A 26,160-nucleotide genomic window follows, 5' to 3' on the forward strand; every position below is an offset into this window, starting at 1 on the left:
CCGGACTCCAGGTCTTGCCCACAGAGGTCTTGCTTCCGGCAAGGCAGCTACGGAACGGGATTCCGGGCGTCGTACGTCAGGAAGCCGGACTGACAGCGCGCCGCCGCCCAGGCCACCACGATGCACAGGACTCCGCCGATCAGCAGGACCCAGCCCTCACTTAGAATTTTAGTCCCGCCGCCGGCAAGCATGTCGCCCAGCCGGGGCCCTCCCGCAACCACCACAATGAAGACCCCCTGGAGACGTCCGCGCAGGTGGTCCGGGGTGGCCGACTGCAGGATGGTGGTGCGGAAAACCGCACTCACGGAGTCCGCAATGCCCGCGAGGGCGCAGCACAGCACGGCGGGCACCAGCCACAGCGTCACGCCGCCGGAGCCGGAGCGGCCGGCGAGAACCACCACCAGGCCGAAACCTCCGATGGAGGCACCCCAGCCCATGACCGACCAGACCACGGCCCTGCCCTGCCTCCGGATGTGGCCCAGCGGTCCGGAAAACAGCCCCGCCAGAAAGGCGCCGACGGCCGTGGACGCAAGGAGGATGCCCACCGTGGTTTCGCCGCCGCCGATCATGAGGGCCCCCACCGCGGGCAGCAGCGCCCTCGGCTGGGCAAGAATCATGGCAACGAGGTCGATGATGAATGTCATGCGCAGGTTGGGCCGGGTGCCCAGGAACCGAAATCCTTCCGCCACGGACCGCAGCCCCGCCCGGCCGGCCTCCTTGCCGGGCGGCATGGGCGGCAGCTTAAACAATGCCCAAAAGGCGAAAGCGAAGCTCACGAAGTCCAGACTGTAGGTCCAGCCAAACCCTACGGACGCCACCAGCAGGCCGGCCAGCAGCGGCCCCGCCGTCATGCCCAGGCCGAACGTGATCATGCTGAGCGCATTCGCCGCCGGAAGGAGCTCCTTGCGCACCAGCACCGGAATGATGGCGCTGCGGGCCGGCTGGTTGATGGCCTGGGCCCCGCTCTGGACGGCCACCAGCAGATACAGCAGCCACACGTTTCCCAGCCCCAGCCAGGCCTGCAGAGCGAGTCCGCCCGTGGTCAGCCACAGCACCAAGGAGGAAAGCAGCGCCACAATGCGCCGGTCGTGCGAATCGGCAATGGATCCGCCCAGCAGTCCGCCGAGCACCAGCGGAACCAGGGCAAAGATGCTGAGCAGGCCCACGTAGAGGCTGTCCTGCGTCAGCCGGTAAACCTCCAGGCTGACGGCCACAAGGGTGAGCTGGCTGCCCACGTTCGAGATGGCCGAACCCAGCCACAGCCGCCGGAAGGCCGGACTTTCGCGCAGCGGAGTGATGTCAGCCAGAAGTTTTCCCACCCGGCAACTCTAGCCGCGGACGGGAGTTAGTCCCGCCTTATTGTGATCTAGTCAAAATAAGTGGTTGAATAGGGACATGACGGAGCAACCGGAAAGCCACGAAGCCTGGGCCGCGGCCCTGCGCGCCCACGGCCGCCGGGTGACCAAACAGCGGCTGGCGGTGCTGGCCGCCGTCGAACACCACCCGCATTCCCCGGCGGACAGCATTCTGGCGGCGGCACGCAAGGAACTTCCGGAGCTGACCGCCCAGTCCGTCTACGTGGTCCTCGGGGACCTCACCGACCTGCACATGCTCCGCCGTTTCGAACCGCCGCACTCCCCCGCGCTGTACGAGACGCGCGTGGGTGACAACCACCACCACGCCATCTGCATCAGCTGCGGCCGCGTGGAGGACGTTGACTGTGCGGTCGGCCACGCCCCGTGCCTCACCCCGCACTGGAACGAGAACTCCCATCCCATGACCATCCAGATCGCCGACGTCATGTACCAGGGCATCTGCGGGGACTGCCAGCGGGCCCAAAAACTTCCTTCTGAACGCAACTGACAAGTAATAAAGAAATAGGAGAAAGATGACTCAGAACATCTCTGCGCCCGCTGTGTCCACGACACAGTCCGGTGCTCCCGTCACGTCCGACGCCCACTCCCAGGCAACCGGCGCCGACGGCGCCATCATCCTGACCGACCACTACCTGGTCGAAAAGCTCGCACAGTTCAACCGCGAGCGCGTCCCGGAGCGCGTTGTGCATGCCAAGGGCGGCGGCGCATTCGGCAGCTTCAAGACCACCGAGGACATCTCCAAGTACACCAAGGCCGCTTTCCTGCAGCCGGGTGTGGAGACCGAAATGCTGATCCGGTTCTCCTCGGTCGCCGGTGAAAACGGCTCTCCCGACACCTGGCGCGACCCCCGCGGCTTCGCGGTCAAGTTCTACACCTCCGAGGGCAACTACGACCTCGTGGGCAACAACACCCCGGTGTTCTTCATCCGCGACGGCATCAAGTTCCCGGACTTCATCCACTCGCAGAAGCGCCTCCCGGGCACCCACCTGCGCGACGCCGACATGCAGTGGGACTTCTGGACCCTGTCCCCCGAGTCCGCCCACCAGGTCACCTGGCTCATGGGTGACCGCGGCCTGCCCGCCTCCTGGCGCGAAATGCAGGGCTACGGCTCGCACACCTACCAGTGGATCAACGCCGAGGGCGAGCGCTTCTGGGTCAAGTACCACTTCAAGTCCAACCAGGGCGTGAAGTCCATGACGGGCGACGACGCCGAGGCTCTCGCCGGCTCGGACGCGGACTTCTACATCCGCGACCTGCAGGAAAACATCGCCGCCGGCAACTTCCCGTCCTGGGACCTGCACGTCCAGGTCATGCCCTACGAGGATGCCAAGACCTACCGCTTCAACCCGTTCGACCTCACCAAGGTGTGGCCGCACGCTGACTACCCGCTGATCAAGGTGGGCACCATGGAGCTGAACCGGAACCCGGAGAACTACTTCGCGCAGATCGAGCAGGCCACCTTCGCGCCGTCGAACTTCGTGCCGGGCATCGCCGCTTCGCCGGACAAGATGCTGCAGGCGCGCATTTTCTCCTACGCGGACGCGCACCGCTACCGCGTGGGCACCAACCACGCCCAGATCCCGGTGAACCTGCCCAAGAACCAGGTCAACAACTACAGCCAGGACGGTGCCGGGCGCTACCACTTCAACGCCCCTTCCGTTCCGGTCTACGCCCCGAACTCCCTCGGCGGCCCGGCTGCCGTGGAACCGCAGAACCCGGCCGGCGGCTGGGAGAACGACGGCGCGCTGACGCTGGCCGCGCACTCCCTGCACGCTGAGGACGGCGACTTCGGCCAGGCCGGCACCCTGTACCGCGAGGTTTACAACGACGGCGAGAAGGCCCGTCTGCTGGAAACCATCACCGGTGCTGTGGGCGGCGTGAAGAGCCCGGGCATCAAGGAGCGCGCCATCCAGTACTGGACCAACGTGGACGCCGAGCTTGGCGCCAAACTGCGCGCCAACCTGGGTGCAGCCCAGACCGAGTCGGACGCCGAAGCGGCCGCGAAGTTCTGACCCCAGCTTTACCGCCCTTACCGGGCACGCCCACCCCGTCACGGATTTCCGTGGCGGGGTGGGCCTTTTCCACATAGCCGATGCCTTCTCTGGCTGTATTGACGATGCCTCCCTACGATCCTTGTATGGACACATTCGAAGGCATCCCGGATGCCGCCTTCCGGTTCTATGCGGAGCTGGAGAACAACAACAACCGTGAATGGTGGCTTGAAAACAAGGACACCTATGACACGGAGGTGAGGCAGCCGCTCGCGCTGCTGCTCGCCGAACTGGAGGATAAGTTCGGCCCGGGCAAGATCTTCCGGCCCAACCGGGACATCCGGTTCTCGCAGGACAAGTCGCCGTACAAGACCGCCCAGGGAGCCTTCGCCGCACGGCAGGAAGGCGTGGGCTACTACATCCAGGTCAGCGCGGACGGTCTGCTGATCGGCGGCGGCTACCACTCACACACGCCGGCGCAGCTTGCCCGGTTCCGCAGCGCCGTGGATGCCCAGGCCAGCGGCGCGGCATTGCAGAAAATCGTGGACCGGATCGCCGCTGCCGGGTTCCTGGTGGAGGGCGAGAAGCTCAAGACCGTGCCCCGGGGCTTCGACAAGGACCACCCGCGGGCCGAGCTGCTCAAGCACAAGTCGCTGTCCGCGGGAGTCACGTTCAAGGACGCCGGGTGGCTCGGCACTGCTGGCGCCAAACGGGAGGTGGCCAGCCGATGGGAAGAGCTCCGCCCGCTCGTCGACTGGGTCGGCCAGTATGCGGCCCCATAATGGCAGCCCGGGAATCGGAAAGGCCACCCGGGATCAAGAAGATCCCGGGTGACCTTTCGCGCTCTACTGGGCCGCGTTAGACCCGCGTGTAGGCGTCGTCGTCTTCGGGGTCCACGGCCGCCGGGTTCACAGCTGCCGGGTTCACGGCTGCCGGGTTCACGGCTGCCTTGGCCTCGGCGAACTTCTCGTTAAGGCGCGAGTGCCGCTGGCCGTACGCGAAGTAGATGCCCAGGCCGATCACAAGCCAGATGGCGAAGAAGATCCAGGTCTCCACTGCCAGGTTCGTCATGAGGTACAGGCAGAGCACTGCGGACACAACCGGCAGCACTTTGCCGAACGGAACCCGGAAGGCAGGCTTGAGGTCTGGCCGCTTCTTGCGCAGGACCAGGATGCCGAGGCTGACCATCACAAAGGCGGAGAGCGTGCCGATGTTGATCATCTCCTCCAGCAGATCCACGTTGGTGAGTCCGGCTACCAGTGCCACCGCGGCACCACAGATGATCTGCAGCCGGACCGGCGTCGAACGCTTCGCGCTGGTCTTGGACAAGGAGCGCGGCAGCAGTCCGTCGCGGCTCATGGCCAGCACAACGCGTGAGAGGCCCATCAGCAGCACCATGATCACCGTGGTCAGGCCCACGAGTGAGCCGAAGGCGATGACCTTGGCGGCGTCGGTGTTCCCCACGGCTTCGAAGGCCGTGGTGAGCGTCGGGTTCTTGACCGCTGAGAGCTCCTTGTACGAGACCATTCCGGTCAGGGCCAGGGACACCAGGATGTACAGCAGCGTGACCAGCGCCAGGCCGCCGAAGATGCCGCGCGGCAGGGTCTTCTGCGGGTTCTTGACCTCTTCCGCGGACGTGGCCACCACGTCAAAGCCGATGAACGCAAAAAAGACCAGGGCGGCACCGGCGAAGATGCCCAACGTTCCGTACTGGGCGGGTGCGGCGCCGGTGAGGAAACCGAAGAAGGACTGCTTCATGACGTCGGCCGCTCCGGTGCCTGTGGTGGGCTCCGAGGCGGGAACGAACGGCGTGTAGTTGGAGAACTTGACGTAGCTGAAGCCCACGACGATCACGAATATCACGACGCCGATCTTGATCAGCGTGAAGATGTTGCCCACGCGGGCGGACAGCTTCGTCCCGAGGACGAGCAACACGGTGAAGATCGCCACGATGAGGAACGCTCCCCAGTAGAGGTCAACTCCTCCGAGGGAGATGGCGGGCGGTATTTCCACGCCCATGAGGGCGAAGACCTTGCTGAGGTAGATGCCCCAGTACTTCGCAATCACCGCGGCGGCGGTGAACAGCTCCAGGATGAGGTTCCAGCCGATGATCCACGCCAGCACCTCGCCCATGGTGGCGTAAGTGAAGACATACGCAGAGCCGGCCACGGGGATGGCGGTCGCGAACTCGGCGTAGCACATGATCGCCAGGGCACACGTGACGGCAGCCACGGCAAAGGAGAGGGTAACAGCCGGTCCGGCGAAGTTCGCCGCGGCTTTGGCGCCCACCGAGAAGATGCCGGCGCCAACCGCAACGGCGACGCCCATGATCATCAAGTCCCAGGTGCTGAGGGAGCGCTTGAGCTTGCGTCCGGGTTCATCGGCGTCGGCCATTGACTGCTCGATGGACTTGGTCCGGAAAAGATTCATAGGAAATCCACAATCCTGATTGGGGGTAGGAAACAGACCTATCAATAATAGTGTCCATCCAGTGGACGGCCATATTTGTCCCAAATAATGAGACGGCGGCACACACGAAACCACGCCCGGCCCTCCTCCGCGCTGCGGCTGCGCGGTGTGGTGGAGGGCCGGGCGTGGTGTCCGGGAGGACAGCTGGCGGCCCCTTGCGGGAACCGCCAGCCGGCCAATTGAATTACACGGAGCCTGTCCTGAAGGTCCAGGACCGGAACGCCAGCGGGTTGCCGGCGAGGTCAAGGACCGAGGAGGTGGCCATCGTGTATGTGGTGTTGGCCACGAGGGTCGCCGACGGGTTGAGCGTCGCCGTCCTCGTTGCCGCGTTGTACGTCACCGTTGCGGTCACGACCGGTCCCGTGAGGCTGCCGCGCCTCAGGACCACCGTGGCCGTGCTGACGTTCGTTACCGGCTCGCTGTAACGGACTGTGACGTTGGCCGTGCGGCCCACGTTCGTTGCACCGATCGCCGGTGTCACCGAAGCCACCGTCGGGGCCGGCCCGGTGGTGAACTGCCATGACGGCGGCGCGGCCATGGTGTTGCCTGCCGTGTCACGGATCGAGGAGAACGCCATGTTGTACGTACGGTCCGCGAGGAGGGTCGCGTTGGGGTTGACCGTGACGGTCCTCGTCGCGTTGTTGTAGGTAACACTGGCCGGGATCGGCGTTGCACTGCCGTTGAGCCGGAGAACAACCGTTCCGGAGCCGACGTTCGTGACCGATTCACTGAACGTGGCCGTCACGTTTGCTGTCTGGCTGACGGACTTGGCACCGAGGGCCGGCGTCCTGGCGGAGATCGTCGGAGCCACAAACTCGGTCCGCGGCGTGATCAGCGGAGTACGGGCCGATGGAGCGCCCGTGCCTGCTGCGTTGATTGCCGAGACGTCGAAGGTGTATCCCGTGCCGTTGATCAGGGCCGCCACCGCGCTGTTCGTGACGTTCCCTACTGTGACCTCGCGGGTCGGAGTGGCACTCGTTCCCACGAAGACGCGGATCCGGAACTGCGTGACTGCGGCGCTGGGGACAGCCGCGGGGGCGGTCCACCTCACCGTAACCTGGGCGTTGCCCGCGGTGGCCGTGCCAATCGCCGGAGCGCTGGCAAGGACAGGAGCCGACGGCGTGACCGCGTTGGACAGTCCCGAGAAGGCGCTGGTGCCGATTGCGTTCACTGCCCGAACCTGGAACCTAACAGCGGTTCCGTTGGCCAGACCCGTCACCACCAGGCTGGTGGCACCGGCGTCAGCCGTCTGAAGTGCACCTACCTGGGTTCCGGCTGCGTTGACCACCCGCACGTCGAAGCTGGTGGCAAGGCCGCCTGCTGCCGGCGTGAAGTTGACCGTGGCCTGGCCGCTGCCGGTAGCAGCAGCCGCGCCGATGACGGGAACGGATGGTGCGACAGTGTCAGCGAACACCAGCCGTTCGACGTTCCGCACGGTGTCGGTACCGTCAGTGCCCACGTTGTCGGTCACCGTGGTCGTTGACCCCGGAGAGCCAAGGACGCCAGTTCCACCGGTGGTGGTGACGGTGTAGTCGGCCTGCGCGCCGGTGAATACTGCCGAGTCGGTGCCGCCGGAACCCGTGAGGATCTCGCGGACCGCCACGATGTTGCCGGGGTTCACGGTTCCCGCGAAGACAGCTTCCTGGAGCGTCGGTCCCGTCAGGTTGCCATTGGCGTCCTTCAGGTACCTGCTGGCCATGGCGCTCTGCCCCAACCCTTCAATGCTGGCGCTGCCGACCTCGCTTGCCGGATCGGCTGCGTTGGTGCGGACGCTGAGACGAACACCGAGGTACCGGTCGCCGTCGAGAATGTCGTTGGCGCCGCGCCCCTCGAGAAGGTCGCTTCCGCTGCCGCCGAGCAGGATGTTGCCTTCGCCCCAGACGTTCGCACCGGTGAGGAGCGGGCAGTCCTTGGACGCCGAGGCGGCCACAACGTCGGATGTCAGCGTCGGGAAGGTCGTCACCAGGTCGCCAAGTCCGGCGATCCGGTCCACACCGGCCTGATCCAGCACGTCGCATCCAATGAACCCGGCGCCGCCTACGGCGCTAGGAACCAAGTCGTCACCGCGAAGCTTGTCGTCGAGTTTGCCGCCCGAGAGCGCTTCAACCTCGTTGAACTTGTCGCGGACACCGACCGTCAGGATGTCCAGCGGGGGGATTGGCAGGGCCAGGTCAAGATCCTGTGCCTGTGGGTCGCCCTGACCGATCTCCCAGTCGTAACCGGAGGCTCCGGCGACTTTCTCGATGCCGGGACCGCCGACGCCGATGTCGTCGCCGCCCTCCATGTCGTAGTCGTCGTCGCCGCCCTGGCCGACGAGGATGTCGTGTCCGGGCTTCTGTGAATCATCCAGGAAGAACAGGTTGCCGCTGTCTCCCTGCATCAGGTCCGGCTGGTCGCCGCCCTCTTCCCAGTCATCGCCGCTGTCGCCGAATGCGGCGTCAAGGCTCTCACCGAGCATCACGAAGTCGTCACCGGCTCCGGCGAAGGTCTCGTTGGCGTTGGCTCCACCGTTTGTGAAGTCTTTGCCGTCTCCACCCATGATGATGTCCAGGCCGGGTCCGGCGTCGATCGCGTCGTTGCCGGGTCCGCCCTTCGGGACGTCGTCACCTGCGAGGTCCGTGATGATGTCGTCACCTTCGCCACCGAGCGCGACGTCGGCTCCGTCACCGCCTTCGATGACGTCGTTGCCTTCACCGCCCCAGAAGGTGTCGCTGTCGTTTCCGCCGAAGATCCGGTCCACGCCCGCAGTGCCGTTATAGACACTCTGTCCGTTGATCCCGGAGGGGTCGACCGTGTTCCTTGCACGGTACTTGATGGTGCCGTCGGGCATGCGGATCAGCAGATCAGCCTCACTGCATTCTGAGTCCGGGTCGTCTGCTACGGTGTTGCCGGCGGTTGCAAAGCCAGCTGTGGTGCCTGCCAGCTTCTTCAGTTCAAATTTGCAGTCCGCCGTGGCGAACGCATCGGCCTTCAGGCTCTTGACGTTCGTGTTGCGCATCATCATCTCGGCGAACGAGTTGCCCTCCAGTTGCGCCCTGAGGTTCATGCCCGGGGTGCGCGCCAGGTAGTACAGGCGGTCGCCGTTCTGCAGGTTGGTCAGCTGGTTCTCGAAGACGTAGTTGAACGTGCTGCCCAGCAGGCCGCCGAATACAACTGTCTGCTCCGCGAGGCCGCCGACCCAGAGGTCCACGTTGTCGAGGCCCGTAATCGAGCTCGTGCCGGTGTTGGCCCAGGCGTCCGTGCTGTTCATGAACGCCGCGGCGTCAGCCGGAGGAACATCCGCGGGTGCGGGGCTGACGATCAGCCGCGCAGCCTCCCGCTTGCCCGCCAGCGTCGTTGCGCCGGTGATGGACGGGTGCAGACCGTAGGCAGCCACGAAGTTGACGAGCGATTCCGGGTGCTTGAGGTTCTCGCCGAAGTCGACCCAGTTGGTGTAGGGCTTCAGCTGGCCGTCATTCGTTGAGTTGAAAAGCTCCCGGCGAAGGACGTTCAACCGCGGAATTCCTTCAGAACGGGCCCGGGTCATGTTGATCGTCGGAAGGTCCAGGGGCAGGCCCAGCAGGTTGTTGCGGAGCGTGTCCGTCACAAACTCGTCCAGTTCGTTACCGGCCTGGTCCGACATTCCCATGATGACGCTCCCGGCAGCCTCTTCCGAGGTCAGCAGCCCGGCAGGACCGCCATTGGTGTACTCCGGCGGGTTGAGGAAGCCATTGAGCAACGAGATGTCGTTCTGGCTACCCCTGGTGTCATCGGACGTGCCGAAAACGGTGTCCGGGCCGGCGCCGTCCTCGTTCCTGCGTGAGATCGTTTCGGTCAGCATGGAGTGGCCAAAGCGGTACACAGCGTGGGCGAATTCCGCCTTGATCGCGGGGTTGAGCTCCGTCTGGGTGAACGCAAACGGCTCAAAGGGGTTGATCGCAGGCTGAACCTTGCGGGCGAACTCCTCGAATACCAGGTGCTGGTACTCCATCTCAGTGATGAACCGTGCGGCCTGGAAGAGGCGCTCGCCGTTCCAGCCGGCGGCTCCGGCAGCCAGCTTCCACTCGGCCAAAGCCGCAACGCCGCTGGGGGTGGTATCGGTGGTCAGGACGTTCTCGATGTCGTCGACGAGCCGATCGTGCTCAGAGTGGAAGATCTGGTGGATGGTGGTGAGGCCGATGTTCTCGTTGACCCTGCCGTCACCGGCGATGAAGTGCGCATTCAGCATCTCGTCGTCGTAGGTGCCGGGTGCCTGGCTGGCGAAATCGGCAGATGCCGTGCTATCGCCATCCTTCGCGGGTGTCACCGGCGGAGTGGACGGGTTGTGGTCGGTGTCCTGCGGACTCGGGTCCGCGTTGTGCGCGATGTCCGTCAGGAACGGAGTGTCAAAGTACTTGACGTTCGCTGGCACCAGGGTGCCCAGGCCGCCGTTGTCGGCGCGGTTGGCCTCCACGAGCCCAGTCGCTGTTACGAACTGCGGAAGACCGCGGGCGGGGCCGGGAATGAACTTGCCGTACGCGTCCGCGGCGACCATCGGGACATTCAGGACATCCTTGTCGAGCAGCTGGATGCCGAGCCGCGCCGAGGCCTGGGCCTTGGTCGTGGCCCAGGTGGCCATGCCGTTGACCGCATTGGTTCCCGATTCCCCGCCGAGCATCTTGCCCGTGGCGACCGGCCTCGCGGCGGTGTTGTCGACATACTCGCGCAGGAACACCTGGTGCGAGGGGTGCGAGGTGTAGGTCTGGCTCTGGTCGACCCAAGGCGAGTCCGTGTTGGTCGCATCCTGGATATCGTCAGCGCTTTCATCGGCAGGGGTTGCGGGGTTGTCGCCCGCGACGCCGTCCGGACCGGGCTGGTTCTGGCCCCGGGTCAGCACCATGAAGCGCAGGTTCGGATCGAGGTCGTCCGCATTGCCGAAGACGTGGTCCGGGCCTGCGATCAGCGGGTCGTCATCCTTCAGCGGCACGAAGACAGTTCCGCCGCTCTTGACGGTCTGGTCAACGCCGTGGTCAAAGAACTGGCCGAACAGCGTGAACATCGAGTTGTACGGCGGGGAGAGGCCCACGTCGGTGGTCACGTTCTCGATGAACAGCGTGCTGTGGGACGGCACGCAGTCTACGGGAACGCCAGCGACGGGCGGAGTGGCCAGCGGCTGCGGGTCGGTGGTGCAGGGAACGACGCCGGTGTTGCCCTGCGTCCGGACCGGATTTCCGGCCGCGGCGACGGCTGCCGGGTTGGTCGAGGTCTGGTCCACGATCAGGTTGCTGATCACGCGGGGCTCGGAGTCGAAGACGTTGCCCTTCTTCTGCGCGTACGACGTCGGCTGGGAAGGCCCAAACGCGGGAGGCGAGTTTTCGGCATTCTTAAACACCGGAGTGGTCAGGCGCGGGAACTTCTGGTCTGCCGCACCGAACGTCTCCTGGCCCGCCTGAAGGTTGTTGCATGACCCGTCCACCGTCCGGAGCCCCTGAGAGACCAGGGGGCTCGGGATTTGGTTGGGGCCAGTCCCGATCAGCGCACCGCAGGGGCCGGTGGCTGAGGTCGTGTTGGCCACGTGGGTTTCAGCGATCTTGATCTGCTTCAGGATGAAGGAGAGATCGGAGGGGGTGATGGTGAAACCCTCCCCCACCGGTGCCTGTACCGCGTTGGCTGCCACCACGGGAAGTCCCATGGCGATTGGCATCATGAGCGTGGTTACTGCTGCCACCGTCCGGAAGGAGATGGCCTGCTTGCCGTGCTTTTTGCGTCGTTGACGTCGGTTTGTTGGTGGATCGGTGGGTGACGCGGATCGACTTTGATCCGCGCCCCCGTCTGACTTCCAGGCTGAGATTTTCATGGCACACCTGCCGCTAGGAGGGATGTAACCGTGCCATCGTGCGATGGTGTGCCCGTGAAAACCTTGTGGCAGCAACCTCTCTGCCGCTGTTTCACCTGCTGAGCCACCCAAATTGGGGGTTTTCAACCAGTCAATTAACCGGCAACGCACAGGTGGGGCCGCTAGTTCGCGGCCCCACCTGTGCGTCATTTGCCAAGGCGTATTACATCCGGTCTGAGGTGGCTCAGACCGGCCAGTCCATGAGGGTGGAACGGATCAGGAACCGTTTGCCCTCCGGTGCCTCGACCGAGAAACCGCTCCCCCGGCCCGGCACCACATCCACAGTCAAATGGGTGTGGCTCCAGTAGTTGAACTGCTCCCTGGACATCCAGAAGTCCAGCGGCATGGTGCCCATTTCAGCATCGGCGCCGGGACCGCCGTCGGGAATTTCAAAGCGCCCCAGCAGGACGTCGGAGTCCCCGGTCAGAAACTCCCCGGCCGGGAAACACATCGGCGAGGAGCCGTCACAGCAGCCGCCGGACTGGTGGAACATGAGCGGCCCGTGCTGGGCCCAGAGTTTCCTGAGGAGGTGCACGGACTCGGCCGTGAGCGCCACCCGGGAGAAGTCCTCCCCGGGCAGCGTCACAGCGGCGTCAAGACTGGCTTCAGTCATCACCGATTCCGCTCATCAGAACCTCAGCACGACGCGGCCGTCGATTTTCGCGTGCTTCATCTCGTCCAAGACCGCGTTGACCTCAGAGAGCTCCCGGGCGGACACCGTGGGATGGATCTTGCCCTGCGCGTAGAAGTCCAGGGCCTCCTCCAAATCCTGGCGGGTGCCCACGATGGAGCCGCGGACGGTGAGGCCCTTCAACACGATTTCGAAGATCGGCGCCGGGAAGTCGCCGGGCGGAAGGCCGTTGAAGACGATGGTGCCGCCGCGGCGTGCCATGCCGATGGCCTGGCCGAAAGCGGACGGGTGGACGGCCGTGACCAGGACGCCGTGGCAGCCGCCCGTTTCCCTTTGGATGACCTCTACCGGGTCCTCGTGCAAGGCATTGACCGTGAGCTCGGCACCGTGCGCCTTGGCGAGGGCCAGCTTGTCGTCGGCGATGTCCACGGCCGCTACGCGCAGGCCCATGGCCACGGCGTACTGGACCGCAATGTGCCCCAGCCCGCCGATGCCGGAAATGGTGACCCACTGGCCCGGCCTCGTCTCAGTCATCTTCAGGCCCTTGTAGACCGTGACGCCGGCGCACAGGACGGGCGCAACCTCCACCGGATCCGAACCCGCCGGAATGCGGGCGGCAAAGCGCGTGTCTACCAGCATGTACTGCCCGAACGAGCCGTCCACGCTGTAGCCGGCATTCTTCTGTGCTTCACAGAGGGTTTCCCAGCCGGTGCGGCAGTACTGGCAGTCGCCGCAGGCGGACCAGAGCCAGGCGTTGCCTACCAGGTCTCCGATGGCGAGGTCGGTGACTCCCTCTCCGAGAGCCACCACTTCGCCCACGCCCTCGTGGCCGGGGATGAACGGCGGAGAGGGCTTGACGGGCCAGTCCCCCTCCGCGGCGTGCAGGTCGGTGTGGCAGACTCCGGTGGTCAGAACCTTGACCAGCGCCTCACCGGGGCCGGGCGTCGGAACGGGAACGGTCAGGATCTGGAGGTCCTTGCCGAATTCGGTTACTACGGCTGCTTGCATTGTCGTCGTCATTGGCGAAATCCTTGCGTCGTTAGAGCATTTGTTGAACTGAGTGCGGTGACGGGTGGTGCTGCCTTCCTGAGGGGTGGCCAGGTGGGGCAGGCGGGGACGGAATGGGCCGTCCCCGCCTGGTTCGGGGTGCCCGGGTCGGAGTGCCCGGGTCGATGCGGCTTAGAAGAAGCCGAGCTTGTTTTCGTTGTAGCTGACCAGGAGGTTCTTGGTCTGCTGGTAGTGGTCCAGCATCATGGCGTGGTTCTCGCGTCCGATGCCGGAGGACTTGTAGCCGCCGAACGCGGCGCCGGCCGGGTAGGCGTGGTAGTTGTTGACCCACACGCGGCCGGCCTGGATCTCGCGGCCGGCGCGGTAGGCGACGTTGCCGTTGCGGGACCAGACGCCGGCGCCGAGGCCGTAGAGGGTGTCGTTGGCTATGCCCATGGCCTCGTTGTAGTCGCTGAAGCGCGTCACGGACACGACGGGGCCGAAGATCTCCTCCTGGAAGATCCGCATCTTGTTGTGGCCTTCGAAGACGGTGGGCTGGACGTAGAAGCCGCCGGCCAGGTCACCGTCGAGCTGGGCGCGGGCGCCACCGGTGAGCACCTTGGCGCCCTCCTGCTTTCCGATGTCGATGTAGGAGAGGATCTTTTCCAGCTGGTCGTTGGAGGCCTGGGCGCCGACCTGGGTTTCGGTGTCCAGCGGGTTGCCCTGGATGATCTTCTCCACACGGGCCACGGCGTCGGCCATGAACGAATCGTAAATATCCTCCTGGACGAGGGCACGGGACGGGCAGGTGCACACTTCACCCTGGTTGAAGGCGAAGAGCGTGAAGCCTTCCTGTGCCTTGTCGTAGAAAGCGTCATTGGACTCGGCGACGTCGTTGAAGAAGATGTTGGGGCTCTTGCCGCCGAGTTCCAGCGTGACCGGGATCAGGTTTTGGCTGGCGTACTGGCTGATCAGACGGCCCGTGGTGGTCTCGCCGGTGAACGCGATCTTGCGGATCCGCGGGCTGGAGGCCAGCGGCTTGCCCGCCTCCACGCCGAAGCCGTTGACCACGTTGAGCACGCCGGCCGGCAGGAGGTCGCCGATGAGTTCCATCAGGACCAGGATGGAGGACGGCGTCTGCTCGGCGGGCTTGAGCACCACGGCGTTGCCCGCCGCGAGGGCCGGCGCCAGCTTCCAGACGGCCATCAGGATGGGGAAGTTCCAGGGGATAATCTGGCCCACCACGCCAAGGGGCTCGTGGTAATGGTAGGCCGTGGTGTCGTCGTCGAGCTGGGACAGCCGGCCTTCCTGGGCCCGGACTGCGGAGGCGAAGTAGCGGAAGTGGTCGGCGGCGAGGGGGATATCCGCATTCAGGGTTTCGCGGATGGGCTTGCCGTTGTCCCACGATTCGGCGACGGCCAGCATTTCGAGGTTCTCGTCGATCCGGTCGGCAATCTTGTTCAGGACCGCCGCGCGTTCGGCGACGGACGTCTTGCCCCACGAGGGTGCGATCTTGTGCGCCGCGTCCAGTGCCAGTTCGATGTCCTCGGCGGTGCCGCGGGCAACTTCGCAGAATGCCTTACCGGTGACCGGCGTGATGTTTTCGAAGTACTGGCCCTTGACGGGGGCAACCCACTCGCCGCCGATCCAGTTTTCGTAGCGGTCCTTGAAGGTGACCTTCGAACCTTCGGTACCGGGCTGTGCGTAAACGGTCATTGCTGGCTCCTTTGCTCTGCAACATGATGGCGACACGCAGGGTGATCGCCGTTGCACCCAGCCTAGGAGCGGGAAGGTTGCAGCAAGGTTGCAAGCGGGGGCCACGCCTGCAGGGTTCCCTGGCCGAGCTTGCGAGGCCAGGGGGCAGGTGGGGAGGAGCCAGCTCACTGCACGGTTCCTTGGCCGAGCTTGCGAGGCCAGGGGGGCAGGCGGGGAGGAGCCAGCTCACTGCACGGTCGCAACCATCGTCAGGCGCTGAGCTCGGTTTCCAGCCGTTCAAGATCGGCGACGACGGCGGCCCGCTTGGGTGAGCGCGGCGGCAGGAGCTTCAGGGCGGCAAGGCGGACGCCGACGTCGTCCCTCGCCTCCGGCAGTTCCGCATACCTGAGCAGCGACTCCGCGCTGCCGTCCGTCAGGACGGCCTCGCGCAGCAGCGAGGACACCCGGTCCCGCAGGTCCACGACGCCGGGGGCCTCGGACCGCGGGAGCACGGCGCCGCGGTAGATCTCGAGGGCGATGCGGTGGGCGCCGCGCTGCAGGCAGCTGAGTACCTGGCCGCTGTCCGGCACGAGGTCCATGGTCAGTTTGTAGGGACGGGACCCGGGGACGGCGGCGGGGTTGAGCTGCTGGAGGACCTTGCGGAGGCGCACCATCTCGGCGCGGAGGGTCATGGTGGAGTTGTCCCCCGGATAGAGCAGGGTGCTGAGTTCCTCGGCGCTGAGGCCGTCCGGGTGCGTGCTGAGCAGGGCCAGGATTTCGCTGTGCCGGGCGGACAAAGGAACGGTCCGGCCCTCAATGCTGAGCAGCGCCTGGTCGCGGCCGAGCAGCTGCAGGCTGTTGCGGTACAGGCTGCCTTCGGCTGTGGAACCGGACTTGGCGGCGGAACCGTTGCTCCGCCGTCGTGCCGGCGTCCGGGCCTGCGCCGCCGCCAGCTGGAGCCGTTCGACGCGCAGCTGTGCCTGGGCGGCGGCCACGGTGGCCTCCACGAGTGACAGGGTGTGCGGCGCCACCGCCGACTCCGTGCCGGTGATGTCCACGACGCCCAGCAGGGCGCCCGAATCAGGGTCCTGGAATGGGACTGCCGTGCAGCTCCAGGCGTGCACGGAACGCTTGTAGTGCTCGGCGCCGGAGATCTGGAGGCCCCTGCCAAGCGCCAGCGCAGTTCCGGGCGCGCTGGTTCCCACCGTGGCCTCGGACCAGTCAGCACCGGGGACGAACATCATGCCCTCCGCGCGGCGCTGCATCACCGGATCGCCTTCCACCCAGAGCAGCCGGCCCACTTCATCACCGACAGCGACCAGCAGGCCGCTGTCATGGCTGGGCTGGATCAGGAGCTTCTGGATCACGGGCATGATGCTGGCGAGCGGGTGCTGGCGGCGGTATTCCTCCAGCTCGTCCCGGTCCATGGCCAGTGGCGCCTCCGGAACGTCAGGGTTCGCGTGCAGCTTCGCCGAGCGCTGCCATGATTCCCGGATCAGGCGGCGCAGGCCGGGAATCTCCGGGGCGTCAGGAAAGGCATGGGCTTCCGGAATGCTGCCGGGGACATAGCCGTGGCCGCCGGACCTGCCGGCCAGCTGGTCGTCCAGATACTCGTGGCCGGCCAGGGCGCGCCGCTGGAGCAGCGCCGCGGCGTCGCCTTCGGGTGCTGCCGGCTGGATCAGGTTCTTCATCGAACTCCCATGTGCCACACTCTCGGGCAGTGCCGCATTGAGGGCGCTGCCGACGGGCACGCCTCATCAAGGGGCGTCGCTCCGTCCGGCAAGTCTAGCCCTGTCGCCGATCCACGGCCATGGCCGTGGAACCTGCGACAGCAGAAGCGCGACCGCTAGGCGCGGGAGATGTCGATCATTTCCTCGCGCGGCACTACCTTGATGCGTTCACGCACGACGCCGTCGGCCGCCGCGGATTCGGACCACGCCGCACCGAGGGCTGCTTCGTGCGCGTTCAGCCTGTTCCAGCCTTCCCACGTGGTGTACTCGATGCCACGCTCTTCCAGCAGGTCGATGATGGCCTGCGGGTCCGGGTTTTTCGCCGGCGGCAGGGTCAGCCGGTCCTCGAGGAGGAAGCCGATGGTCTCCAGGGCATCGCCCTTGGTGTGCCCGATGAGCCCGACCGGCCCGCGCTTGATCCAGCCGGTGGCGTAGATGCCGGGAACGGGGTTGCCGTCGGCGTCGAGGATGCGGCCGCCCTCGTTGGGGATGACACCGCGTTTGGCATCGTATTCCAGCTCGTCCAGCGGGGAGCCGTGGTAGCCGATGGCCCGGTAGACGGCCTGGACCGGGTAGTCGATGAACTCCCCCGTGCCCTTGACGTTTCCGGTGCCGTCCAGCTGCATGCGTTCAAACTTGATGCCGGCCACCTGGCCGGACCCGCCGTCGTCGTAAATCTCTACCGGGCTGTGCAGGAAGTGCAGGTGCAGGCGGCGGGAGGACGGCTGCTCGGCCTCGGCGTGCTCCTCCACGAGCCAGTTGGTCATGGTGTTCACCATGGTCTTGGTCTGGTTGTTGCTGCGGATCGCGTCGTCCGAGGCTTCGTCGAACTCAAAGTCCTCCGGGTACAGCACGATGTCCACGTCCCGCGCGTGGCTGAGCTCGCGAAGCTCCAGCGGCGTGAACTTGACCTGCGCCGGGCCGCGGCGGCCGAACACGTGCACGTCCGTGACGGGCGAATTCTTCAGACCCTCGTAGACGTTGGCGGGAATCTCCGTGACGAGCAGTTCGTCGGCGTGCTTGACCAGCATCCGCGCCACGTCCAGCGCCACGTTGCCGTTGCCGATCACGGCGATTTCCCTGGCATCGAGTGGCCAGTCGCGCGGGACGTCGGGGTGGCCGTCGTACCAGGACACGAAATCCGCGCCCCCGAAGGACCCTTCAAGCTCGACGCCGGGGATGTCCAGATCGGCGTCCCTGATGGCACCGGTGGAGAAGATCACGGCATCGTAGAAGGCCCGGAAATCGTGCAGGGTGAGGTCCCGGCCGTAGGTGACGTTGCCAAGGAATCGGATGTCGCCGCGGTCCAGCACTTTGTGCAGCGCGTTCACGATTCCCTTGATGCGCGGGTGGTCCGGGGCCACGCCGTAGCGGATCAGGCCGTACGGCGCCGGGTAGGCCTCGAAAAGGTCGATGCTGACCTCGACGTCCCCGCCCTTCACCTCGTTGGACTTGGTGAGGATGTCCGCAGCGTAGACGCCGGCGGGTCCGGCGCCGACGATCGCGACGCGGAGCGGCCGTTGGGAGGCGGATTCAGCTGAGTTGGACACCGGGAGCCCTTCTGGAACGGAGACTGCGCCTGCTCATCCTGCGCACAGTTACCAATTCTAATTGTCCGTACGATCCTGAAGTGAAACCCGTGACGCGGCGCTTCGGCTCTCTGCGCGGGAGCACTTCAGCCGCTTTTCCGCAGCGCCACCACGTCGCCTTCGCGGTACAGCAGGGCCCGCAGCTCCGATTCCGCGGAGTCCAGCCGCTTGGGGTCGATCGTTTCCCCGGCGGCAAAGTGGTCCAGCAGCCGCGGGTCCACATAGCTTTTCCGGGCGATCGACGGCGTGTTCCCCAGCACCGCGGCTGCCTCCAGCATCGCTGTGCTGATGGCGCCCTTCCTGGCCGCGACCCGGTTCTGCGGGCCGCTTTGGGCCAGGCTGACGGCCGCCGCCACCGTGCCCCGCAGGGTCCGGAAGTCCTTCGCGGTGAAATCAGAGCCGGTACGTTCCTTGACGTAGCCGTTGATGTCGGCACTGGTCAGCGGACGCCAGGTCCGGCCGTCCTTATAGGCCAGCAGCCGGGCGTTGCCGCCGCGCCGTTTGAGGACCCGGGCCAAGGCGGCGAGGTCCTCGTCGGCGATCTCGGATTCCCAGTTTTTGCCGCTCTTGGCGGGAAAGCTGAGCTGCAGGCGCCCTTTTCTGACCTGCACATGGGCGCACAGCAGCGTGGCCAGGCCATGGCTGCCGTTTTCGTTCGTGTACCGCTCCGAGCCCACCCGCAGGGATCCGCTGTCAAGCATCCTGAAAGCGGCGGCCAGGACGCGTTGCCGGGTGACGCCGTCGCTCCTCAGGTCGATGGTGACCAGCCGGCGTGCGGTGGGCAGCGACTCCGCAAGTTGGAGCGCCCGGTCGAACTTCAGCCGGTCCTTCCGCTCGCGCCACTCGGGATGGTAGATGTACTGCCGGCGGCCCACGGCGTCCAGCCCTGTGGCCTGGATGTGGCCGTTCTCAAAGGGGGCAATCCACACGTCCGTCCAGGCCGGCGGAATGCCGATGCTCTCCAGCCGTTCCCGGACCGGTCCCGGCGGCAGCGTTGACCCGTCGACGTCCCGGTAGCTGAACCCCGTGCCGGCCGCCACCCTGCGGTAGCCGCGGCCGGAGGCATTGCTGTGGCGCAGCCTCATTGGGCCGCAACCTGCCCATGCATCATGCTCATGATGGCAAGCCTACTGACTATTTGGCGTCGGCAGGCCAACACCGACCCGCCAGGACGGAATACCGGGCCGCCGGATGGTGTTATTGGTCTTGTGCCTACCCCCGACGGATCCGTCTCCTCCGCTGCTCCTGCTTCTGCCCCGCCCGGTGCGGCGCCCTCTGCGATGACCAGTCCCGGCCGCCAGACCGGAAGCGGCAAGACGCCCGGCTTGAAGGCCGTGGACAAGGAGACGACGGCGGGCGTCCTGTTCGGCATCGGCGCCTACGGGCTGTGGGGGCTGCTCCCCCTGTATTTCTTCGTTCTGCATCCGGCCGGGGCCGTTGAAATCGTGGCCAACCGCGTGGTCTGGTCCCTGCTGTTCTGCGCCCTGCTGATCACCGTAACAAGGGCCTGGCGGGTTTTGGGCGCAGCGTTCCGGGACCGTTCCGTGCTGGGCACTCTGGCGATCGCCGCCGGGCTCATCGCCGTGAACTGGCTGACGTACACCTATGGCGTGACCACCGGGCAGGCCGTTGAAGCCTCGCTTGGCTACTTCATCAACCCGCTGGTGTCCGTCCTGCTCGGCGTGTTCGTCCTGAAGGAAACGCTCCGCCCACTGCAGTGGTCCGCCGTCGGAATCGGCTTCATTGCCGTGGGAGTGCTCACCTTTTCCTACGGCAAGCTGCCGTGGATCGCGCTGACGCTGGCCATCAGTTTCGGGCTGTACGGATTCGTCAAGAAGCGGGTGGGGCCGCGCGTGGATGCCATCACGAGCCTCTCCATGGAGACGATCGTGCTCACCCCGCTGGCGGCCGCCACCATGATCTTCCTGGGTGTCAGCGGCGGCGCCTCGCTGGCAAGCAACGGGGCCGGGCATTTCTGGCTGCTCGCGGCGTCCGGCATCATCACTGCGGTGCCGCTGCTGTTCTTCGGCGCGTCCGCGCGCAGGCTGCCCATGACCACTATCGGGCTGTTGCAGTACTTCGCCCCTGTACTGCAGTTCATCGTTGCGCTGGCCGTCTTCCGGGAGACGATGACCCTGGACCGGTGGATCGGCTTCGGCGTGGTGTGGCTGGCGCTGCTGTTGCTGAGCGTGGACATGCTGGCGACTGCCCGCAAGAACTCGGTGGCGCGGAAGCTCTCCCTGCGGGAAGCGCGAACGAACAGTTAAGGCCCTGTTTATGCGCGACGGCGGGGCGTTGCGCGAAGGCGGGGCGTTAACTGTTCGTTCGCGCTTCACCAGCGCGGGCGGGTGTCAGACTTCGGGGACTGAGTCGACCCGCTCGTAGTCCCGCGGAACAACTACCATCGGCACGGGAAGTGCCCGCAGCACCTTGTAGGCCGTGCTGCCCATGAAAAGCCGGTTGCCCTGGGCCAGGCGCGAGGAACCGATGATGACGATTTCGCCGTCGTCCCACTCAAGGTCATCGATCGCCTCTTCGATGTTCCGGCCGTGCGCCACCTCCACCGTGACCCGGTGCCCGGCGGGGAGCCTGCGCGAGGCTTCGTCCAGGACCGTGTTCGCGTGCCGGTGGGCAGCGTTGACGTTCTCGCCCCCGTCGCCGTGCTCGTCCAGTTCCACGAGCGAGACGAGGCGCAGCGGGACGCCACGGCGATTGGCGGCACCGACGGCCGTAGCGATCGCAGCCTCCGCGCCTGGACGTTTGCCCACGGCAAGGGTCAGCCGGGTGATGGGGTCGGTACGGCGGTAGCCGCGGGGAGCCAGCGCCACCGGGACGGGCGAGGCGTGCAGCAGCGCATTGGCCATGCTGCCCACCGAGTAGCGCTTGAACAGGCCGTTGTTGGCCGCGCCCACCACTATCAGTCCCGCCTCCAGCTCCCCGGCCGCCTCAATAAGACCGGTCGCAAATGAGTCGGCTTCACGGACGTGGAACTTGGCGCTGACACCCTCCGGCACCAGCGCAAGACCTTCGCGTTCGGCCGTCAGCACGTCCTGCTCCGCCACGCTGATCCGGTTCCCCTGCGGGTTCAGCGCCACGTACGGTGTGCCCGTCTTCACAACATAGACAATGTCCAGGTGCGCGTCCTGTGCGCGTGCCAGGGATGAGGCCAGGGCGACGGCGTCCGCGCCGCGCTCGTTGGGTGTGTAGCCGACTACGTATCGCATGAAAACCCCTCTTTGGGTTCAGGGCAGACGACGGCGCCGCCCGGGTTCCCGGCGACGCTGCCTGGTCTGCGTTGCAGTGATAAGCATGACTCTACCCGCGGAAACGGCGACGGGCCGGGCACCTGAGAGGGTGCCCGGCCCGTGGCCCGATCGAGTAACTACGCGTTGGCGCGGATGGCCGCAGCCAGCACCTCAAGGCCGTCCTTCAGCAGGTCGTCGCTGATGACCAGCGGCGGCAGCAGGCGGATGACGTTGCCGTAGGTGCCGCAGGTCAGGATGATCACGCCCTCCTTGAGGCAGGCGGCCGCCACCGCCTTGGTCAGCTCGGGGTTGGGCTCCTTGGAGCCGGCCTGCACCAGCTCGATTGCCAGCATGGCGCCGCGGCCGCGGATGTCGCCGATCACGGAGCCGCCGGTACCGCCCGGAAGCTCGGTTGCCAGCTCACGCAGCCGGCCAAGGGCGAGTTCCTCGATGTGCTTGGCACGGCCGTTGAGGTTGTATTCCTCCATGGAGCCGATGGAGGCCAGCGCGGCGGCGCACGCCACCGGGTTGCCGCCGTAGGTGCCGCCCAGACCGCCCGGGTGGACGGCGTCGAGCAGGTCGGCGCGGCCGGTGATCGCGGACAGCGGCATGCCGCCGGCGATTCCCTTGGCCATGGTGATGATGTCCGGAACGACGCCCTCGTGGTTGACGGCGAACCACTCGCCGGTGCGGCAGAATCCGGACTGGACCTCGTCCGCGATGAAGACGATGCCCTTGTCCTTGGCCCAGTCAGCCAGTGCCGGCAGGAAGCCGTCGGCCGGAACGATGAAGCCGCCCTCGCCCTGGATGGGTTCGATGATGATCGCGGCGACCTGCTCGCCGCCGATCTGCTTCTCGATCATGGTGATGGCGCGCTTGGCGGCCTCGGCACCGGTGATCTCCGGGTTTTCCTCGCGGAACGGGTAGCTCATGGGCATGCGGTAGACCTCGGGCGCGAACGGGCCGAAGTTGGTCTTGTACGGCATGGCCTTGGCGGTCAGCGCCATGGTCAGGTTGGTGCGGCCGTGGTAGGCGTGGTCAAAAGCGACGACGGCGTCACGGCCGGTGGCGAGGCGCGCCACCTTGACGGCGTTTTCCACAGCTTCGGCCCCGGAGTTGAACAGCACGGTGCGCTTCTCGTGGTCGCCCGGGGTGAGGCGGTTCAGCTGCTCGGCGACGGCGACATAGCCTTCGTAGGGCGTGACCATGAAGCAGGTGTGGGTGAAGTGCTCCACGGCTTCTTTGACGGCGCCGACGACGGCGGGATCTGACGCGCCGACGCTGGTCACCGCGATGCCCGAGCCGAGGTCGATGAAGGAGTTGCCGTCGACGTCGTGGATGATGCCGCCGTCGGCGTCCGCGACATAAACGGGGACGCTCGAGGCGACGCCGGCAGCGACGACCGCCTTACGGCGTTCGGTCAGCGCGAGGGACTTGGGGCCCGGGAAGTCAGCCTGGATACGGCGCTTCTGCTCAAGGCGGTAGGTGATTTCGCTTGCGGTGGTAGTCATGGGGAGGCCTTTCGGTGCCAGGTGATCGAGCCTGTCGAGATCTGTTTCGACAAGCTCAACCAGCGAATTGTTAGGAGTCGAGTGCACTCATGACGTGCTTGATGCGCGTGTAGTCCTCGACGCCGTACATGGAGAGGTCCTTGCCGTAGCCGGACTGTTTGAACCCGCCGTGGGGCATTTCGGCGGTGAGCAGGATGTGGGTGTTGATCCAGACCGCACCGAAGTCCAGGTCGCGGCTGAGCCGCATGGCGGTGCCGTGGTCTGAGGTCCAGACGCTGGAGGCCAGGGCGTACTCGACGTCGTTGGCCAGCTCCACGGCCTCGGCCTCCGTGCTGAACTTCTGCACGGTGATGACGGGGCCGAAGGTTTCCTTCTGCACGATGTCATCGGTCTGTTTGGCGCCCGTGATGATGGTGGGCTCGAAGAAGAAGCCTTTGTCCCCGGCACGGTGTCCGCCGGTCTCAATCTGGCAGTTCTCCGGCAGCGACTCCACCACGGCGCTGACCGCGTTGAAGTGGTTGACGTTGTTCAGCGGGCCGAAGTAGTTGTCTTCGTCGTTCTGCGAACCGGTGTGCAGCGTCTTGGTATGTTCCACCATTGCCGCCACGACGTCGTCGTGCACCGAATCCTCGACCAGCACGCGTGTGATGGCGGTGCAGTCCTGGCCGGCGTTGAAGAAGGCGAACTCGGCGATGGCCGCCGCACTCTTCTTGATGTCGGCGTCCTTGAACACGATGGCCGGGGCCTTGCCGCCCAGCTCCAGGTGGGCGCGCTTGAGGCCCTTGGCGGCGCCGGAGGCAACGGCAATGCCGGCACGGACGGAGCCGGTGATGGAGACCAGGCCCGGGACCTTGTGCTCCACCATCATGGCGCCGGTTTCCCCGGTGCCCAGGATGACGTTGAGGACGCCGGCCGGGAAGATGTCCTTGGCCAGCTTCGCCAGCACCAGCGTGGATTCAGGAGTGGTGTCGGAGGGCTTTAGGACCACGGTGTTGCCGGCGGCGAGCGCGGGGCCGATCTTCCAGATGGCCATCAGGAACGGGTAGTTCCAGGGCGCAACCTGGGCCACGACGCCGATGGGTTCGCGGCGCACGAAGGAGGTGTGGCCCTCGAAGTACTCGCCTGCCGATTTGCCTTCGAGAATGCGGGCGGCGCCGGCGAAGAAGCGCAGCTGGTCGGCGCCGGCGGCAACTTCCTCGGACGCGATCAGGGAGCGGACCTGCCCGGTGTTGCGGTGCTGCGCATCGACAAGTTCGTCGCTGTTGTTCTCGACGGCATCTGCGAGCTTGAGGAGCATGAGCTGGCGCTGTCCGGGTGTGGTGTGTTTCCAGGTCTTGAAGGCGTCCTTGGCGGCAGCCATGGCGGCGTCGACGTCCGCCGCGACGGAGATGGGCGACTTGGCCACCACGTCACCGGTCGCGGGATTCACGATGTCAAGCAGTCCGGTGCCGGCGGGCGTGACAAACTCGCCGTTGATGAAGTTCTGCAAGGTTTGAACCACGGTGTACAACCTCTTTCGTACTGAATGATGTGATGCAGCTGCTCCGAGCCTATGTCAGCGCGGCAAGCCGGGGAATAGCCACCTGCACACCCTCCTGCCGGAGTTTTAGTGCGATCGGCCAGCCTCCGGCTACGCTTGATGCATGGCAATCTCCCTCGCCGCGTTGCTGGCCGTGCAGTCCCTTGGGCTGAAGAAATCCGGCCTCGCCGAGACCACCTCCCACCAGGACATCCACTGGGTTGCCGTCACCGAGCAGGAGGATCCGCAGCGCTTCCTCAACGGCGGTGAGCTGGTGCTCACCACCGGCATGCGCCTGCGCAGCGCACCCGAGCAGCGACGCTTCGTCCGCCAGGTCCAGCGCGCCGGCGCGGTGGGGATCGGCTTCGGTGTGGGATTAACGCACGACGCCGTTCCGCCGGCTTTGGTCGCGGAAGCGAACCGATGGGGGCTTCCGGTAGTCGAAGTCCCCTATAAGACGCCGTTCATCGCCATCGGCAAGCTCGTGGCGGACGCGCAGTCGGCCGACCACTATTCCAAGCTGGAACGCCTGATTGCCGGTCACCAGATCCTGGCGCGGGCGCTGCTCACCGGCGGCGGGCTGGCCGAACTGCTGAGGCACCTGGGCGGCATGCTGCGCACGGAAATTGTCCTGACCCAGTTCACGGCCCAGCTCTACAACAGCGGCTCCGAGCCGCCGGTGGCGCACTCGTGGGCGTCCTATCCCATTCCCACCGGCCGCCGTGACGCGTGCACGCTGTGGGTCAAGCAGCCGTTCGAGGACTCCGGCATCATCGGCTACGCGCAAAACCTCATCAGCGTGGAGCTGAACAACATGGTCAAGCAGCGCCAGGCCGAGCGGGCGCTCTGCGGGCAGGTGCTGGAGGACGTCATTCACGGAACCCTGGATCCCAGTGAAGCCACCCGCCGGCTGGCGGGGACGGGCATCAACAGCACCCGCAAGAACGTGGTGCTGCTGGCCGGATCCGAGGCGCACCACAAGCAGCTGGTTACTTCCTCGCTGCCGCGGACGCTCGAGAAGGCGGTGACCGCTGTCGTCGGAAAGGACCTGATCACCGTGGTGCCGGACGACGGCCGCGGCGCCACGGCCCTGGCCCGGAACCTCAGCGACCATCTAGCCGAGGCCGGCATCCACGCGACCATCGGCATCGGCGGTGCGTACACCAAGCCCAACGGCCTGCGCTGGAGCTACTTCGAGGCCCGGGACGCCGCCAGCCACGGGCTGCCGGTCAATGAACCGGAGCGGCTCAGCCTGACATCCCTGCTGCTGGCGAGCGAGGACGTGCCGCTCGCGGACATGGCCAATGAATCGCTGAACCCGCTCCGCACCTTCGATGCCGCCCACGGCGCCGAGCTGATGACCACGCTGGAGAGCTACCTGACCAACAACGGTTCGGTGGCCGCCGTCGCCGAAGCCCTCACGCTGCACCGGAACACGGTCCGTTACCGGCTCGCCCAGATCACCGAGCTCACCGGTTACGACCCCTCGGTCACCGCCGACCGCGTCCAGCTGTGGCTCTCCCTGGCGGTTTCGCGGCTGGGGTCGCGGCACTCCGGCTGACA

Annotated in this window: 17 protein-coding genes; 5 read left to right on the forward strand and 12 right to left on the reverse strand. The window is 66.1% G+C overall.

All coding sequences use genetic code 11. The features are described 5' to 3' along the window. Nucleotides 1-47: 47 nt before the first annotated feature. A complete protein-coding gene (locus AC1DDG_RS14065) occupies nt 48-1,319 on the reverse strand; it encodes an MFS transporter (RefSeq protein ID WP_476876532.1) in 1,272 nt (423 codons plus the stop codon). Between the two features lie 76 nt (nt 1,320-1,395). Between AC1DDG_RS14065 and AC1DDG_RS14070 the strand changes: the two genes are divergently transcribed. From AC1DDG_RS14070 to AC1DDG_RS14080, 3 genes are all read left to right on the forward strand, one after another. Continuing rightward, entirely contained in the window at nt 1,396-1,863 is a 468-nt protein-coding gene (locus AC1DDG_RS14070) for a Fur family transcriptional regulator (RefSeq protein ID WP_476876533.1), read from the forward strand. Nucleotides 1,864-1,888: 25 nt separating this feature from the next. Continuing rightward, entirely contained in the window at nt 1,889-3,388 is a 1,500-nt protein-coding gene (locus tag AC1DDG_RS14075) for a catalase (RefSeq protein WP_476876534.1), read from the forward strand. A 125-nt stretch (nt 3,389-3,513) separates the two neighbouring features. After that, nucleotides 3,514-4,149, forward strand: a complete 636-nt coding sequence (locus AC1DDG_RS14080; RefSeq protein WP_476876535.1) for a DUF2461 domain-containing protein — start codon at nt 3,514-3,516, stop codon at nt 4,147-4,149. Between the two features lie 76 nt (nt 4,150-4,225). On the opposite strand, the gene AC1DDG_RS14085 is transcribed toward AC1DDG_RS14080, so the two are convergent. The 8 genes from AC1DDG_RS14085 to AC1DDG_RS14120 form a co-directional block, all read right to left on the reverse strand. After that, nucleotides 4,226-5,797 carry an APC family permease gene (locus AC1DDG_RS14085; protein WP_476876536.1) on the reverse strand — a complete coding sequence of 524 codons (1,572 nt, stop codon included), beginning with the start codon at nt 5,795-5,797 and terminating at the stop codon, nt 4,226-4,228. A gap of 223 nt (nt 5,798-6,020) precedes the next feature. After that, nucleotides 6,021-11,522, reverse strand: coding sequence for a peroxidase family protein (locus AC1DDG_RS14090; protein ID WP_476876537.1), 5,502 nt, complete (start codon nt 11,520-11,522; stop codon nt 6,021-6,023). 352 nt (nt 11,523-11,874) lie between these two features. Beyond that, entirely contained in the window at nt 11,875-12,303 is a 429-nt protein-coding gene (locus AC1DDG_RS14095; RefSeq protein WP_230117463.1) for a DUF779 domain-containing protein, read from the reverse strand. A gap of 15 nt (nt 12,304-12,318) precedes the next feature. Next, nucleotides 12,319-13,341: an alcohol dehydrogenase AdhP gene (gene adhP, locus AC1DDG_RS14100; protein ID WP_230117462.1), complete on the reverse strand. Its 1,023-nt coding sequence runs from the start codon at nt 13,339-13,341 to the stop codon at nt 12,319-12,321. A gap of 159 nt (nt 13,342-13,500) precedes the next feature. After that, nucleotides 13,501-15,024 (reverse strand): acetaldehyde dehydrogenase ExaC, encoded by a 1,524-nt coding sequence (gene exaC / locus AC1DDG_RS14105; protein WP_476876538.1) that lies wholly within the window; start codon nt 15,022-15,024, stop codon nt 13,501-13,503. A 248-nt stretch (nt 15,025-15,272) separates the two neighbouring features. Then, nucleotides 15,273-16,694 carry a GAF domain-containing protein gene (locus AC1DDG_RS14110; RefSeq protein WP_476876539.1) on the reverse strand — a complete coding sequence of 474 codons (1,422 nt, stop codon included), beginning with the start codon at nt 16,692-16,694 and terminating at the stop codon, nt 15,273-15,275. A 155-nt stretch (nt 16,695-16,849) separates the two neighbouring features. After that, nucleotides 16,850-18,283 (reverse strand): FAD-dependent oxidoreductase, encoded by a 1,434-nt coding sequence (locus AC1DDG_RS14115; protein ID WP_476876540.1) that lies wholly within the window; start codon nt 18,281-18,283, stop codon nt 16,850-16,852. A 125-nt stretch (nt 18,284-18,408) separates the two neighbouring features. Continuing rightward, complete coding sequence (locus AC1DDG_RS14120; RefSeq protein WP_476876541.1) at nt 18,409-19,407, reverse strand: DNA topoisomerase IB; 999 nt, start codon at nt 19,405-19,407, stop codon at nt 18,409-18,411. Nucleotides 19,408-19,602: 195 nt separating this feature from the next. On the opposite strand from AC1DDG_RS14120, the gene rarD reads away from it, so the two are divergent. Continuing rightward, nucleotides 19,603-20,589 carry an EamA family transporter RarD gene (gene rarD / locus AC1DDG_RS14125; RefSeq protein WP_476876542.1) on the forward strand — a complete coding sequence of 329 codons (987 nt, stop codon included), beginning with the start codon at nt 19,603-19,605 and terminating at the stop codon, nt 20,587-20,589. A gap of 84 nt (nt 20,590-20,673) precedes the next feature. Here rarD and AC1DDG_RS14130 read toward each other — a convergent pair whose 3' ends face one another. From AC1DDG_RS14130 to AC1DDG_RS14140, 3 genes are all read right to left on the reverse strand, one after another. After that, on the reverse strand, nt 20,674-21,546 hold the full coding sequence (locus AC1DDG_RS14130) for a universal stress protein (RefSeq protein ID WP_230117457.1): 873 nt from the start codon (nt 21,544-21,546) through the stop codon (nt 20,674-20,676). A gap of 158 nt (nt 21,547-21,704) precedes the next feature. After that, nucleotides 21,705-23,078 carry a 4-aminobutyrate--2-oxoglutarate transaminase gene (gene gabT, locus AC1DDG_RS14135; RefSeq protein ID WP_476876543.1) on the reverse strand — a complete coding sequence of 458 codons (1,374 nt, stop codon included), beginning with the start codon at nt 23,076-23,078 and terminating at the stop codon, nt 21,705-21,707. A gap of 70 nt (nt 23,079-23,148) precedes the next feature. Beyond that, nucleotides 23,149-24,579, reverse strand: coding sequence for an aminobutyraldehyde dehydrogenase (locus AC1DDG_RS14140; RefSeq protein WP_476876544.1), 1,431 nt, complete (start codon nt 24,577-24,579; stop codon nt 23,149-23,151). Between the two features lie 142 nt (nt 24,580-24,721). Between AC1DDG_RS14140 and AC1DDG_RS14145 the strand changes: the two genes are divergently transcribed. Further along, nucleotides 24,722-26,158 (forward strand): PucR family transcriptional regulator, encoded by a 1,437-nt coding sequence (locus tag AC1DDG_RS14145; protein ID WP_230117454.1) that lies wholly within the window; start codon nt 24,722-24,724, stop codon nt 26,156-26,158. Nucleotides 26,159-26,160: the final 2 nt, after the last annotated feature.

The sequence above is a fragment of the Arthrobacter sp. 10L430 genome, assembly GCF_056395245.1.